At 69.9% G+C, this 14,153-nt stretch carries 15 protein-coding genes and 1 pseudogene; 6 read left to right on the top strand and 10 right to left on the bottom strand.

From position 1 onward, the window contains the following. The first annotated feature begins 37 nt into the window (after positions 1-37). From Q1B08_RS06925 to Q1B08_RS06915, 3 genes are all read left to right on the top strand, one after another. The gene (locus Q1B08_RS06925; RefSeq protein WP_299816525.1) at positions 38-1,009 is read left to right on the top strand and encodes an ABC transporter substrate-binding protein; all 972 of its coding nucleotides are present in this window, start codon (positions 38-40) and stop codon (positions 1,007-1,009) included. A gap of 80 nt (positions 1,010-1,089) precedes the next feature. Next, entirely contained in the window at positions 1,090-2,139 is a 1,050-nt protein-coding gene (locus tag Q1B08_RS06920) for an ABC transporter permease subunit (protein WP_299816523.1), read from the top strand. After that, entirely contained in the window at positions 2,136-3,194 is a 1,059-nt protein-coding gene (locus tag Q1B08_RS06915; RefSeq protein WP_299816521.1) for an ATP-binding cassette domain-containing protein, read from the top strand. Before Q1B08_RS06920 ends, Q1B08_RS06915 begins: the two co-directional genes overlap by 4 nt. A 40-nt stretch (positions 3,195-3,234) precedes the next feature. Here Q1B08_RS06915 and Q1B08_RS06910 read toward each other — a convergent pair. The 7 genes and pseudogenes from Q1B08_RS06910 to Q1B08_RS06875 form a co-directional block, all read right to left on the bottom strand. Continuing rightward, a pseudogene (locus Q1B08_RS06910) lies at positions 3,235-3,405 on the bottom strand (amino acid ABC transporter permease); the annotation flags it as partial. Positions 3,406-3,648: 243 nt separating this feature from the next. Next, positions 3,649-4,200, bottom strand: coding sequence for an HD domain-containing protein (locus tag Q1B08_RS06900; RefSeq protein ID WP_299816519.1), 552 nt, complete (start codon positions 4,198-4,200; stop codon positions 3,649-3,651). Beyond that, the gene (locus tag Q1B08_RS06895; protein WP_299816518.1) at positions 4,193-5,254 is read right to left on the bottom strand and encodes a HesA/MoeB/ThiF family protein; all 1,062 of its coding nucleotides are present in this window, start codon (positions 5,252-5,254) and stop codon (positions 4,193-4,195) included. Before Q1B08_RS06895 ends, Q1B08_RS06900 begins: the two co-directional genes overlap by 8 nt. Further along, complete coding sequence (gene dut, locus Q1B08_RS06890; protein ID WP_299816516.1) at positions 5,251-5,706, bottom strand: dUTP diphosphatase; 456 nt, start codon at positions 5,704-5,706, stop codon at positions 5,251-5,253. Before dut ends, Q1B08_RS06895 begins: the two co-directional genes overlap by 4 nt. Continuing rightward, positions 5,703-6,893 (bottom strand): bifunctional phosphopantothenoylcysteine decarboxylase/phosphopantothenate--cysteine ligase CoaBC, encoded by a 1,191-nt coding sequence (gene coaBC / locus Q1B08_RS06885; RefSeq protein ID WP_299816514.1) that lies wholly within the window; start codon positions 6,891-6,893, stop codon positions 5,703-5,705. Before coaBC ends, dut begins: the two co-directional genes overlap by 4 nt. Positions 6,894-6,944: 51 nt before the next feature. Then, positions 6,945-7,664 (bottom strand): ChaN family lipoprotein, encoded by a 720-nt coding sequence (locus Q1B08_RS06880; RefSeq protein ID WP_299816512.1) that lies wholly within the window; start codon positions 7,662-7,664, stop codon positions 6,945-6,947. Then, the gene (locus tag Q1B08_RS06875; protein ID WP_299816510.1) at positions 7,661-8,539 is read right to left on the bottom strand and encodes an RNA polymerase factor sigma-32; all 879 of its coding nucleotides are present in this window, start codon (positions 8,537-8,539) and stop codon (positions 7,661-7,663) included. The genes Q1B08_RS06880 and Q1B08_RS06875 overlap by 4 nt, the downstream gene beginning before the upstream one ends. Positions 8,540-8,643: 104 nt before the next feature. Here Q1B08_RS06875 and Q1B08_RS06870 point away from each other — a divergent pair, with 104 nt between their 5' ends. From Q1B08_RS06870 to Q1B08_RS06860, 3 genes are all read left to right on the top strand, one after another. Beyond that, a complete protein-coding gene (locus Q1B08_RS06870) occupies positions 8,644-9,156 on the top strand; it encodes a bifunctional adenosylcobinamide kinase/adenosylcobinamide-phosphate guanylyltransferase (protein ID WP_299816508.1) in 513 nt (170 codons plus the stop codon). After that, positions 9,153-9,710, top strand: a complete 558-nt coding sequence (locus tag Q1B08_RS06865) for a histidine phosphatase family protein (protein WP_299816506.1) — start codon at positions 9,153-9,155, stop codon at positions 9,708-9,710. Before Q1B08_RS06870 ends, Q1B08_RS06865 begins: the two co-directional genes overlap by 4 nt. 262 nt (positions 9,711-9,972) lie before the next feature. After that, positions 9,973-11,478, top strand: coding sequence for a YifB family Mg chelatase-like AAA ATPase (locus Q1B08_RS06860; protein WP_299816504.1), 1,506 nt, complete (start codon positions 9,973-9,975; stop codon positions 11,476-11,478). Between the two features lie 405 nt (positions 11,479-11,883). Here the strand turns inward: Q1B08_RS06860 and gshB are convergent, their stop codons facing one another. From gshB to rsmI, 3 genes are all read right to left on the bottom strand, one after another. Then, positions 11,884-12,831: a glutathione synthase gene (gene gshB, locus Q1B08_RS06855; RefSeq protein ID WP_299816502.1), complete on the bottom strand. Its 948-nt coding sequence runs from the start codon at positions 12,829-12,831 to the stop codon at positions 11,884-11,886. A gap of 61 nt (positions 12,832-12,892) precedes the next feature. After that, the gene (locus Q1B08_RS06850; protein ID WP_299816500.1) at positions 12,893-13,246 is read right to left on the bottom strand and encodes a YraN family protein; all 354 of its coding nucleotides are present in this window, start codon (positions 13,244-13,246) and stop codon (positions 12,893-12,895) included. After that, on the bottom strand, positions 13,243-14,097 hold the full coding sequence (gene rsmI / locus Q1B08_RS06845) for a 16S rRNA (cytidine(1402)-2'-O)-methyltransferase (RefSeq protein WP_299816498.1): 855 nt from the start codon (positions 14,095-14,097) through the stop codon (positions 13,243-13,245). Before rsmI ends, Q1B08_RS06850 begins: the two co-directional genes overlap by 4 nt. Positions 14,098-14,153 lie beyond the last annotated feature (56 nt).

Below are 14,153 nucleotides of genomic sequence, written 5' to 3'. Positions count from 1 at the left end.
TGCGCGGAGGTCATCCTCGACAGGGAGTAAGTGACAAATGAAGACATTGCTCACCACCGCCGTCGTCGCGGCCGGTGCGGCCCTCGGCGGGGCCGCCTTCGCGCAGCAGGATTGCGGCGAGGTCACGATCACCGAGATGAACTGGGCCTCCGCCGCGGTCGTTACCAGCGTCGCCGACTTCCTCATGGCGCAGGGCTATGGCTGCGACGTGCGCGTCGTCCCCTCCTCAAACGTCCCCGCCCTGGTCTCCGTGGCCGAGACCGGAGAGCCCGACATCGTGACCGAGCTCTGGACCAACGGCACGCCGATCTATGACGAGATGCACGAGGAAGGGTCGATCGCGACCCTGACCGACGTGCTCTCCGACGGGGGCGTCGACGGCTGGTGGATCCCGAAATACCTCGCCGACGCGCATCCCGAACTGACCACGATCGAGGGGCTGATGGCCAATCCCGAGCTGGCCGGGGCTCGTTTCCACCAATGCCCCGAGGGCTGGGGCTGCAAGAACATCAACAACGGCATCTTCCGCGCGACCGGCTTCGACGATTCGGGCTTCGAGATCTTCCAGCACGGGTCCGGCGAGACCATGGCGACCTCGATCGCCTCGGCCTACGAGAACGAGGAGCCCTGGCTCGGCTACTACTGGGCGCCGACCTCGATCCTCGGCCAGTACGAGATGGTGCAGGTCGACCTCGGTCCCTACGATGCCGAAGCGCATGCCTGCAACGCCGACCCGGATTGCGAGGAGGTCGGCATGTCCTCCTTCCCGCCCGCCCCGGTGAAGACGGTCGTGACCCCCGACTTCGTGGAAAGCCACCCCGAGGTCACGGAGATGCTGTCGAACCTCGCCTTCACCAACGAGCAGATGAACGGCCTGCTCGCCTGGCAGGAGGAGAACAGCGCGTCCGCCGATGAGACCGCCGTGTACTTCCTGAGCAATAACTCGGACATCTGGTCGCAATGGGTGAACGACGCGGCGCGCGAGAACCTTTCGGCGCTGATCCAGTAGAACCCGGAGCGGGGCCCGCATCCGCATCCGGCGAAGGGCGCGAGACCCGAGCCGCGAGCATATTCGGACGGGGAACGTGAATGGCGACCTATGACGGGCTCTTCGAAACGCTGGGGCTCGAGACGTGGTGCGGCGGCGGCGCGACCGACGGCCCGATGACGATGGCCGAACTGCTCGCCCGCGCGAACGGCACCGGCGCGGCGGAGGGCGCCGAGGCGTCCGTGCCGCTCCTGCAGACGCCGTTCCCCTCTCTCGACACGCTCAACCGCTCCTGCGCCGCGATCCCCCGTTCCCGCGACATGACGGAGGCGGTCGAAAGCGGCTTCCTCTCGGTCAAGGATGCGCTCAAGACCGTTCTCGACCCGGTCACGCAGCCGCTGAGCTGGATGCTCGACCTCTCGCTCGAGATGTTCCAGGACATTCCGTGGTTCATCATGATCCCGATTCTCGTTGCCGCGACGTGGTTCGCCGCGCGCCGGATCGGCGTGACGCTCTTCGTGCTCGTCTCGTTCCTGTTCATGGCGTTCATCGACTTCTACGACGATGCCATCCGCACGCTTTCGATCATCTTCGTCTGCACCATCGTCTCGATCGTGCTCGGCATTCCCGTCGGCATCGCGATGTCGCGCTCGAACGCGCTGCAACGGACGGTGATCCCGATCCTCGACATCCTTCAAACGCTGCCGACCTTCGTCTACCTGATCCCGCTGATCTACCTCTTCTCGGTCACGGAATCGAAGATCTACGGGATCGCCATCATCCTCTACGCCATCGTTCCGGTGATCCGCCTGACCGATCTCGGCATCCGCCTCGTCGACCGCGACGTGATCGAGGCGGCGGACGCGTTCGGCATGTCGCAGCGCCAGAAGCTCTGGCGCGTGCAGATCCCGCTGGCGCTGCCGAACATCATGGCCGGCGTGAACCAGACGATCATGATGTCGCTCGCGATGGTGGTGATCGCCTCGCTCATCTCCGCGCCCGGGCTCGGGGTGAAGGTGCTGGCCGGCATCCGCAACCTCGAGCTTGGCGTCGGCTTCGTCGCGGGCTTCTGCATCGTGCTGCTCGCGATCCTGCTCGACCGCTCCACCAAGGCCGCGCTGAGCCGCATCGACGCGAGCGTGCGGTCGTGAGCGGCGCGGGGGACGTCAAGGTCGCGATCCGGCGGCTCTACAAGATCTTCGGGCCGACCCCGAAGGCCATGATGCGCCATGTCGAGGCGGGCATGACCAAGACCGATCTGCTGGAGCGGCACAACCACGTGCTGGGCCTGCAGGACATCAACGTCGACATCCGCGCGGGCGAGATCACGGTGATCATGGGGCTGTCGGGCTCCGGCAAGTCGACCCTGATCCGGCACCTCAACCGCCTGATCGACCCGACCACGGGGGAAGTGCTCGTCGACGGGGAGAACGTGCTCGACTACGGCGACGCCCGCCTCGCGAAGCTCCGCCAGACCACCATGTCGATGGTGTTCCAGAAGTTCGCCCTGTTCCCGCACCAGACGGTGCTGGCCAATGCCGGCATGTCGCGCCGCGTCCGGGGCGAGGGCGCCGGGATCGTCGATAGCGAGGGGCGCAAATGGCTGGGCCGCGTCGGGCTCGACGGATACGAGGACCACTATCCCGGACAGCTCTCGGGCGGCATGCAGCAAAGGGTCGGGATCGCCCGCGCGCTGGCCTCGGATTCCGAGATCATGCTGATGGACGAAGCGTTCAGCGCGCTCGACCCGTTGATCCGCACCGACATGCAGGCGCTGCTGCTGGAGCTTCAGCGGGAGCTGCACAAGACCATCGTCTTCATCACCCACGATCTCGACGAGGCGCTGAAGCTCGCCGACCATCTTGTGATCCTGAAGGACGGCGCCATCGTGCAGCAGGGGGAGCCGCAGGAGATTCTCCTGCATCCGAACGACCCCTACATCGTGGACTTCATCTCCGACATCAATCGCGCCCGCGTCCTTCGCGTGCGCTCGGTGATGGAGCGGACCGACCGCAGGAACGAGGGCGTGGCCGGCGAGATCGACGCCGGCTCCAATCTCGAGCGCGTGATCGCCCTGTCCGGCGGCGACACCGCGCTCCATTACCGCGTGATGGAGGACGGACGGCAGGTGGGCCTCCTGCACATGCGCGACCTCGTTCGCGCCCTCGTGCCCGTGGAGGCTTCGGACGACCGCCGCGTCGCATGACCCCTTCCTTCGCCCGGGCCCCCCGCTCCAGCCGCTCGAACGACAGCAGGAGCGTCATCGCGGGATAAAGAAGCGCGGCCACGTCGTAGGTCTCGAAGTAGCGGAAGTTCGACGCCGCGGTGAGCTTGCCCAGCTGCGCCATGTCGAGCACGCCCACGACCGAGACCGGCGAGCTGTCCTTCACCATCGCCACGACGTCGTTGCCCGGCGGCGCGCCGCGATCTCGGCCATCGCGTCGTGTTCCCCGGCCGACGGCTTCACCCGAGGCCGGGTCGCGAAACCGAGGCGGCGGATAGGCGTCCTCCGTGGCGATCGTGACCGTCCGGCCGCCAAGATCGGGCAGGTCCTGCGCCGCGGCAGGCAGGGCCGGCGCGAGAAGCGCGGCGATGGCAGGCTTCATGGCGTGCCTCCTGCGATCCGGGACGATGATGCACCGCCCGCGCGGGGCGCAAGCTCACCGTCGCGCGGCCACCGCCCGGGCCGCCGCCACCGCGACGTCGAAGCGCGCCTCGAGTTCGGGGTCGAGGCCCCGCACCGGGTCGATCACGCGCAGTGCCCAGTCGATGTAGCCCTGCATCCGCTCCGCGCTCCAGTCCGGCGGCGTGCGGGCGATGGCGGCGAGGTTGCTCGTCTTGTCCGCCATCTTGAGACGCTTCGCCCGGTCGGAGGCGTGGCGGATGTGCTCCTCCTGACGCCGCCGCTGCTCGGCCTTGGGCAGCGAGGTGTCGTCCGTGACCTCCAGGACGAGCGCGGCGACATCGGGCCCGAACCGCGCCGCGAGGTCGGCCTCGGTCACGTCGCAATCCTCGATCGTGTCGTGGAGGATCCCCGCGAGGATCAGAACCTCGTCCCCGGCATGCGCCGCCAGCCGTGCCGCGACGTCGAGGACGTGATCGACATAGGGAATATCCGCGCCGCCCTTGCGCCGCTGCCCGTGATGCGCGCGCGCCGCGAAGCGCGCCGCCTCGAGGAGGATCGCCGCGCCCCGGGCGCCGGGCTCACACATCGCCGCAGACCGGGCAGTCGGGGCGGCGCGACACCGCGATCCGCCGCGCATCCGCCTCGAGCCCGTCCCAGAGCAGCATGGTGCCGCGCAGCGTCGTGCCCGCGCCCGTGATCTCCTTGATGGCCTCGAGCGCCATGATCGAGCCGACGATCCCGGGCAGCGCGCCGACAACGCCTGCTTCCGCGCAGGAGGGCACAAGGCCCGGAGCGGGGTCGTCGGGGAACAGGCAGGCGAGGCACGGCGCGCCGGCGGCGGGGTCGTAGATCGTCACCTGCCCCTCCCATTGCGTGATCGCCCCGGCGAGGAGCGGCGTGCCGGTCGCCACCGCCGCATCGTTGACGAGCCGCCGGGTGGCGAAGCTGTCGGAGCCGTCGATCACCAGATCGTATTCGCCCAGAAGATCGGCGGCGATCTTCGCATCCAGCCGGCGGTTGTAGGGTCGGATCTCGACATGGGGGTTCAGCCCCGCAAGGCGCCGCTCGGCCGAGAAGACCTTGGGCAGGCCGCCCGACGCGTCGTCGTGGACGACCTGCCGCTGCAGGTTCGACAGCGACACGGTGTCGTCGTCGATCACTCCGATCCGCCCCAATCCGGCCGCTGCGAGGTAGAGCAGCACCGGCGAGCCGAGCCCCCCCGCGCCCACAACCAGCACGCGGGCGTCCTTCAGCCTGCGCTGCCCCGGCCCGCCGATCTCCCGCAGGACGATGTGGCGGGCGTAGCGGTCAAGCTCCACGGCGGAGAAGGCGTCGCGCGGTCCCGCTTCCCCGTCCGCCGCCGAATCCCGCTCGGATTCGACCGCGCGGGCGCGGGCCCGCACACGGACGAGCCCGGTGCGGTAGGCGAGCACGAGCGCGACGAGCCCGCCAAGCACAAGCCACTCGCCCGCCCCCCCGCCGAGGGACTCGCGCAGCGCATGGCCATCGGGCAGCGCGAACTGGACAAAGAGGACGGCGACGTAGAGCAGCGCGAGCATGATCGCCCGCGCCTGCAACGGCATGCCGAGCCAGCTTCCGATCGCCCATATCGCCGCCGCGAGGATCAGGACGAGGATCATGCGCCCCCCGTCCCGGTGGAGCCGAACCCGCCCGCGCCCCGCGCCGTTCCGGGCAACGTCTCCACCGGTTCCCACGTCACCTGCACGACCGGGGCGACGACCGCCTGCGCGATCCGCATCCCGTGCTTCACCTCGAAGGCCGTCCGTCCAAGATTGATCAGGATGACCCCGAGAGGCCCGCGATAGTCGCTGTCCACCGTGCCCGGCGCGTTCGCGACCGTGACCCCGTGCGTCAGCGCGAGGCCGGAACGCGGGCGGACCTGCATTTCGTAGCCCTCCGGCACCGCCACGCGCAGGCCCGTCTGGATCAGGGCGCGCGTTCCGGGGGCAAGCATCACCGGCGCCCCGCCGGTATCGGCGCGCAGATCGGCCCCCGCCGCCCCCGCCGTCGCGTAGTCCGGCAGCGGCAGGTCCGGATCGGCCCCCGCGACGCGCATCACCGCGAGCCTCATGCGAGCCGCTCCGCGATCCGCGTGGCCAGCCGCCGGGCGGTCTCGGCCTTGCTCATTCGCGGCCATTCCTCCGCGCCGGTCTCGGTGATCAGCGTCACCGCGTTCTCCGCCCCGCCCATGATGCCGGTTCCCGGCGAGACGTCGTTCGCGACGATCCAGTCGCAGCCCTTCCGCGCGCGCTTGGCCGTCGCGTGGGCCACGACGTCGTGCGTCTCCGCCGCGAAGCCCACGACCAGGGCGGGCCGGTCCGCGGCGCGCGACACGGTGGCGAGGATGTCCGGGTTCTCCGCGAAGACGAGCTCCGGCGCGCCGCCGTCGCCCTTCTTCAGCTTCCGGTCCCCTGCGTTCGCGACGCGCCAGTCGGCCACCGCCGCCGCCATCACCGCCGCGTCCGCCGGCATCGCCGCCGCGACCGCCGTCGCCATTTCCGCCGCACTCTCCACCCGCACCACGTCGACGCCCCCGGGCGGGGCGACCCGCGCCGGGCCGGTCACGAACGTCACCCGCGCGCCAAGGTCGCGGAGCGCCGCCGCGAGCGCCGTGCCCTGCGCGCCGGAGGAGCGGTTGGCGATGTAGCGGACCGGGTCGATCGCCTCGTGCGTCGGCCCGGAGGTGACGACGACATGCCGCCCGGTCAGCGGCCCGTCCGCGAAGAACGCCTCCACTGCCGCAACGATCCCCGGCACCTCCGTCAGCCGTCCGGCCCCGTATTCGCCGCAGGCCATCGGCCCCTCGTCGGGCCCCACGCGGCGGATGCCGTCGCCCTCGAGCGTGGCGAGGTTGCGCCGCGTCGCAGGGTGTTCCCACATCCGCACGTTCATCGCGGGCGCGATCATCACCGGCGTGTCGGTCGCGAGCAGCAACGTGGAGGCGAGGTCGTCGGCCATCCCGCCCGCCATCTTGGCCATGAGGTTGGCCGTCGCGGGCGCGACGAGGATCAGATCGGCGGACCGGCTGAGCTCGATATGACCCATTTCCGCCTCGTCGGTCAGGTCGAAGAGGTTGCGATAGACCTTGGATGCGGCCAGCGCCGAGACCGAGAGCGGGGTGACGAATTCCTCCGCCCCGGACGTCAGGACCGGCGTTACCTTCGCCCCGCGCTCGCGCAGCCGGCGGATCAGCTCGAGCGCACGGAACGCCGCGATGCCGCCGCCGATGATGAGAAGGATCGTCTTGTCGGACAGCATGGGGGGTCCCGCGTCTCGGATCGTCCGGGCCTGTCTAGGCCCTCCGCCCGGTCAGCGAAAGGCGTCGCAGGGATCGCCCCGCACCTGCGGCTCGGCCTGCAGGACGACGTCGCCCGGCACGGTCGGATCGCCCTCCCCCTGCACCACGGCCACGACGGCGAGATCCGGGCGGACCCGCGCGATGGCGGCCGGCACGCCCCAATCGGTCCGCGCGTGACCGTTCCCGGCGATCAGCACGACCGGCGCGCCGTGGGCGTCGAGCGCCGCGAGCGTGCGTGCGGCAAACTGCGCGTCGATCGCGCGCTGACGGGCGACGAAGTCGGGCAGCATCTCCTCGGGCAGCGCGCCGCAATGCGCCTCCGCCTGCAGGCGTTCCCGCGCCTCCTGTTCCTCCGGGGGCAACGCTGCGGCGAGCCCGTAGACCGACAGATCCCCCGCCTCGCCCGCGGCGCCGAGGATCGGCGCGTCGCTCGCCGCCATGATCGGCGCGTAGAAGGCGATGTCGGGCCAGCCGCTTTCCGCCCAGTCAAGGAGCGGGCCCAACGTCGCGGCATCGCGCGGCGTGTCCGGCCCGATCCGCACGGCCTGTTCGTCGCTCAGCATCTCGAAGAGGATGGCCGCCGGGCCCAGCTGCGCCACGAGATCGGCCTGCACCGCGTGATGCGCCGGATTGTCGTGGATCTCGCCCAGAACATAGATGTCGGCCGGGGGCAGATCCTGCGCCCCGGCCGTGCCGGCGATCCATGCGAGCGCGGCGCCGAGCGCCTTCACCCGAGGAAATCCATCACCTCGCGGCTTTCCCTTTCGAGCGTCTTCCGCATCTTGGCGAACGCCGCGGCCTCGAGCTGGCGGACGCGCTCCTTGGACAGCGACAACTCGTTGCCCAGCGATTCCAGCGTTCGCGGATCCTCGCGCAGCTTGCGCTCGCGGATGATGAACCGCTCGCGCTCGTTGAGCGCCCCCAGCGCGTTCAGGAGCCATTGCCGCAACATCGCGTTGTCGTGGCGCAGCGCCACCGTCTCGTCGGCCTGCGCGCTGTCATCTTCGAGCGCGTCGATCCATTCGCGACCGTCCTCGTCCGAGCTCTGCGTGGCGTTCAGGCTGAAGTCGGACCCGGAAAGCCGTCCCTCCATCATCTCGACGTCGTGGATGGGCACGCCCACCTCGGTCGCGATCCGTTCGCGCATCGTATGCCGGTCGAGCGTCACGCCCTCGGCCTGCGCCTCGCGCTCGAGCCGCGCCTGCACCCGGCGCAGGTTGAAGAACAGCGACTTCTGGCTGGAGGTGGAGCCGGTGCGGACCATCGACCAGTTCCGCATGACGTGATCCTGGATCGAGGCCTTGATCCACCAGACCGCGTAGGTCGAGAAGCGCACGCCGCGGTCGGGATCGAACTTCTCCGCCGCCTTCATCAGCCCCAGCCCGGCTTCCTGGATGAGGTCGTTCATCGGCGCGCCGTAGCGCCGGAACTTCGCCGCCATCGAGATCGCCAGCCGCATGTAGGCCGTGATCAGACGATGCAGCGCCGCTTCATCGCGATGGTCGCGCCAGGCATAGGCGAGCCGTAACTCCGTCTCCGCATCAAGCAATTCGGCCTTCATGGCGCGCCTTGACATGGACGTGTCGCTGTTGAAATCGAATGGCATATTCGAAGTCCTTCCCATCGGATCTTAGCGGCGGCCGTTCGGCGCGGCTCTTGAAAGCGAACTTGTCTGGACTACGCCTCGAAATGAGCAAAAGTTCCTCCGCTGTGTCAGATTGGCGCGGTCTCCTCGTGCTCGGCCACGCGGCATCCGGAAAATCCCTTTGGGCGGAGGGTGAAACGCGGTGCCAGGCGGGGGATCACGTCTACGTGGCTACGGCGCGCGCGGGCGACGCCGAGATGAAGGCGAAGATCGATCTTCATGCCGCGCGGCGCGGGGCGGACTGGACGCTTGTCGAAGCGCCGGTCGATCTTGCCGCGACCTGCGCCCGGGCCGGACCGAAGCAGGTTGTGCTCGTCGATTGCGCGACGATGTGGCTTGCGAACCTGATGATGGAGGGTGCCGACTGGCACGGGCCGGCCGAGGCCTGGATCGGGGCGATGGCCGAAGCCCCGGCCCGCTTCGTTGTGGTCAGCAACGATGTGGGCGGCGGCGTCACGCCCGACAACGCGCTGGCCCGCGCGTTCCAGCGGGCGCAGGGCGCGTTGAACCAGCGGCTGGCGGCGGCGATGGACGCGGCCGTGCTCGTCACCGCCGGACTGCCGCAGCGCCTGAAGTGACGCGGCTCTGGCTCATCCGTCACGGACCGACCCATTCGCGACGCATGGTCGGCCATATCGACCTGCCCGCCGACCTGTCGGACGCGGCCGCGCTTGCCCGTCTCGCCGCCTGTCTTCCGCATGCGCCGGTCGTCAGCAGCGACCTGATCCGCGCCGCAGCGACCGCCGACGCGATCGAGGGCGGCCGCCCCCGCCTGCCGCACGAGCGCGACCTGCGCGAGTTCGACTACGGCGACTGGGACCACCGTCCCTTCGACGAGATCGACGGCCCGGAGCTTCGCGCCTATTTCGACGACCCGGGTCACCGCCGGGCGCCGAACGGGGAATCCTGGAACGACGTCTCCGCCCGGGTCGCCGCGACACTGGACCGGCTGACGACCGGGCCGGACCTGATCGTAGTGGCGCATATGGGTGTGATCCTGACGCAATGGGCCCGCGCGACCGGGCAACGCCCCTACGACGCGCTGTCGCAGCGGATCGACAACCTGAGCCTGACGCGGATCGACCTCGCATCCGGCGTCCCCCGCGCGGTCTTCGCCAACCGCGTCCCGTGATCGCGTTTTCCCCGGGCGGCGGCGAACGCAATCCGCGGCCGTTACCTACGACCTCCCGATCGGCGACCGGTCCGGGCCATTTCGGAGCCTTCGCGGCTGGCCGATCTTTGCCGCCTTCGCCGTCTCCGCGACCGTTCAACGGACCTGACACACGACGATTACGGCATGGGCCTGCCGACTACGCCCTTCCCCGTCGCCTGAGCCGTTAACCGGACCGCAAGGCCCGATCCACTAGCCCGGCCGGGCAAAGGCGGAGACGGACATGCTCGCACGCACCACCACGGTGGCCTTCGAGGGGCTGGAGGCGCGGCCCGTCGACGTGCAATGCGCGGTGACGCCGGGCCTGCCGGGCTTCTCGATCGTGGGCTTGCCCGACAAGGCGGTGTCGGAGGCCAAGGACCGCATCCGCACCGCGCTTTCCGAACTCGGCATCGCGCTGCCTTCGAGAAAGGTGACGGTGAACCTGTCGCCCGCCGACCTGCCGAAGGAGGGGGCGCATTTCGACCTGCCCATCGCGCTGTCGCTCCTGGCCGCGCTGGAGATCGTGCCCGCCGGCCCGGTCGCCCGCGCTGTGAGTCTGGGCGAGATGTCGCTCGACGGCGGGCTCGTGGCGGTGGCGGGCGCCCTGCCCGCGGCGATGTCGGCGGCCGCGCTCGACGCGGACCTCCTCTGCCCCGAGGGCTGCGGCCCGGAGGCGGCCTGGGTCGGGGCGGCCTCGGTCTACGCGGCGCCGTCGCTCAAGGTGCTGATCGACCACCTGACCGGGAACAACCCGCTGCCGCAGGCACGCCGGGGCCATGTCGCCGCCGCGCCGGACGGGCCGTGCCTGCGCGACGTGCGCGGACAGGATCGCGCCAAGCGGGCGCTCGAGATCGCGGCGGCCGGGCGGCACCACCTTTTCATGGTCGGCCCGCCCGGTGCGGGGAAGTCGATGCTCGCCGCCCGGCTGCCCGGCCTCCTGCCGCCGCTTTCGGCAATGGAGTCCCTCGAGACCTCGATGATCCATTCGCTGGCCGGCACGCTCGACGAGGGCGGCATCCTGCACCGCCGCCCGTTTCAGGAGCCGCATCACACCGCCTCCGTCGCGGCCATCGCCGGTGGCGGCAAGCGCGCCGGGCCGGGGCAGATCAGCCTCGCGCATCACGGCGTGCTGTTCATGGACGAGTTTCCCGAGTTCCCGCGCGCGGTTCTGGAAACCTTGCGACAACCCATCGAAACCGGCGAGGTCGTCATCGCGCGGGCCAACGCGCATGTGCGCTATCCGTGCCGCTTCCTGCTCGTCGCCGCCGCGAACCCGTGCCGCTGCGGCCTGCTCTTCGACCCCGAACGCGCCTGCACCCGGGCACCCGCCTGTGGCGAGGATTACATCGGCAAGATCTCCGGCCCTCTGATGGACCGCTTCGACCTCCGCCTCGAAGTGCCCGCCGTCGAGGTTTCGGATCTGTCTCTCCCGGCGTCGGGCGAGACCTCCGCCACGGTCGCTGCCCGGGTCGCCGCCGCGCGCGAGACCCAGGCGGCGCGCTACGACGGGATCGCGGGCGTCACCGTCAACGCCGACATCGCCGGCGACGCGCTGATGGAGGTCGCCGCCCCGGACGCGGAGGGCCGCGCGATGCTCCTGCAGGCGGTCGAGCGCTTCAACCTCTCGGCCCGCGGCTACCACCGCGTCCTGAAGGTCGCCCGCACCATCGCCGACCTGGGCGGGGCCGGGACAGTGCGCCGCCCGCATGTGGCGGAGGCGCTGTCCTACCGGCTGGTGGCCGCTTGATCCCTGCCGCAGCAGCGAGACTCAAGGAACCAAAGGACAACACGGATCGCTGTTCAAACGAGTAGAAACCAGACAGAGAAGAAAGGTCCCTCGGATTTCTCGATCTTCCTGATCGCCGTGGGCATCCTTGTTTTTCTGGCCCCGTTCACCGTACCAGATCGATCGGCGATCATCGATGGCCTGTTCGATGCGGAGACGACCCCGCTTGCCGCGACGTTCCCCCACGCGGAACGATTCTGCATCGTCTCCGAATACGACTACATTCCTTCGTTCGTGGCCGAACACGACATTCCGTTTCAATCCGACCGAGTACCGTTTCAGTCCTATGACTACGTTCCGGAAAACGATTTCTTCGTCATCATCGTCGACGGAGATGGGCAACGTCGCCGGCTGAATCCTTTGTCGCTAGGACCGCCGCCGCTCGATCGCCTCCCAGATCAGCGCCGCGCCGTTCGTGCCGTCGAAACGCTCGAGTTCCTGCAGGCCGGTAGGGGAGGTGACGTTGATCTCGGTCAGGTAATCGCCGATCACGTCGATGCCGACGAAGATCTGCCCGGCGTCACGCAGACGCGGGCCGATGGCCGCGCAGATCTCGCGGTCGCGGTCGGTCATCGCGACCTTCTCGGCACGGCCGCCGACATGCATGTTCGAGCGCGTCTCGCCCTTCGCCGGCACGCGGTTGATGGCACCGATAGGCTCCCCGTCGACGAGGATGATGCGCTTGTCGCCCTTCGTCACGGCGGGCAGGTACTTCTGCATCACCAGCGGCTCGCGTGTCATCTGGCTGAAGAGCTCGTGCAACGAGTTGAGGTTCCGGTCGAGCTCGCTCAGGTGGAACACGCCCGCGCCGCCGTTGCCGTAGAGCGGCTTCAGGATGACCTCGCCGTGGCGCTCGCGGAAGGCCTTGAGCCGGGTCAGGTCGCGGGCGATGGCCGTGGGCGGCGTGAGGTCGGGAAAGTCCAGCACCATCAGCTTCTCGGGCCAGCCGCGCACCCAGGTCGGGTCGTTCACAACCAGCGTTTCCGGATGGATGCGGTCGAGCAGGTGCGTGTTGGTGATGTAAGCCATATCGAAGGGCGGATCCTGCCGCAGCCAGACGACGTCGAGCTCAGCCAGGTCGAGATCCACCGGCGCGCCCAGCGTGACGTGGTTGCCCCGCTCCCGGCGCAGCTCCATCGGCCGCCCATGCGCGCGGATGCGCCCCTCGTCGTAGATGAGCTGATCCGGCGTCCAGTAGACGAGCGAATGGCCGCGCGCCTCGGCCTCGACGGCGATGCGGAAGGTGCTGTCGGCGTCGCTGTCGACGCGCTCGACCGGGTCCATCTGGAAGCCGACCTTGAGCGATTTGGTCATGGGTGAAGTCCTTCGTTCGTCCGGTCCCGCGCTAGATGGCGCAACGGGCGGTCCGGGGCAATCACGCCGAAATCGCGTTGGCGAGGATCTCCACCCGCCCCTGCCCGTCGACCAGCGCCACGTCGAAGCGCACGGCGCTGTTCTGTCCGGCGGGCAGCGTGCCCATGTATTCGGCGGCGGCGTCGAGAAGGCGCCGCGCCTGCCGCGGGCGCAAATGCCACGCGGCGGCGGCGTGGGTCACGCTGGCCTTGACCTCGACGAAGACCGTCTCCGCATCCCGCGCCGCGATCACGTCGATCTCGCCGCCCTGTCCGCGCCAGCGCCGGGCAAGGATGCGGTAGCCTTCGCCCTCGTACTGCCGGGCGACGATCTCCTCGGCGGCGAGGCCGGCATGGTAGGAAACGGCGCCGCTCACGTCTCGTCCCTGATCGCCAGCGCCATCTCGTAGATCTCGCGCCGGGGCACGCCGAATGCGTCGGAGACCTCCTTCGCGGCCGTCTTGACCGAGCCCTGCGCCAGCGCGGCCCGGAGCGCGTCGCGCATCGCCTCGGGGTCCGCCTCCCGTGCCGCCGCGCGGTCGACGACCACGACGATCTCGCCGCGCGGGGCCTCGTCGGCATAGGCGTCGGCCAGCGTATCGAGCGGACCGCGGCGCACCTCCTCGAACCGCTTGGTAAGCTCCCGGCACACGGCCGCCTCCCGTGAACCCAGCACCTCCGCCGCGTCCCGCAGGAACGCTGCGAGTCGCTTCGGGGATTCGTAAATGACCAGCGTCGCGGGCACGGCGGCAAGCTCGCGCAGCGCCCCCTTCCGCGCCCCCGATTTCGGCGGCAGGAACCCGGCGAAGAGGAACCGGTCGGTGGGCAACCCGGCGACGCAGAGCGCGGCCAGCACCGCGCTCGCCCCCGGCGCGGCGCGAACGGTCAACCCCTCAGCCCGCGCGGCGACGCCGAGCTGGAACCCCGGATCGGCGACGAGCGGCGTGCCGGCCTCGGACGCGTAGGCCACCGACTTGCCCTCGCGGAGCAGCGCGAGCAGGCGCGGGCGCACCGCCGCGCCGTTGTGATCGTGATAAGCCAGAAGCGGCCGGTCGCCGAGCGGGACGCCGTGGATCTCCATCAGCCGCCGAAGCGAGCGCGTGTCCTCGGCCGCGAGCACGTCCGCGCCGGCGAGAAGGTCGAGCGCCCGCAGCGTGATGTCGCGCGCCGCGCCGATGGGCACCGCGACGAGGTGCAGTCCCGCCTCGATCCCGCCGATCTCCGCCATTCGCTCGCCCTCCCGCATCCGCCGTTTACTCGCCTCGTCCGTCGCACTAGCGTCGC

It is taken from the genome of uncultured Jannaschia sp., from assembly GCF_947494025.1.
Taxonomy (GTDB): Bacteria; Pseudomonadota; Alphaproteobacteria; order Rhodobacterales; family Rhodobacteraceae; genus Jannaschia.
This window is presented reverse-complemented; position numbering and strand designations above follow the sequence as displayed.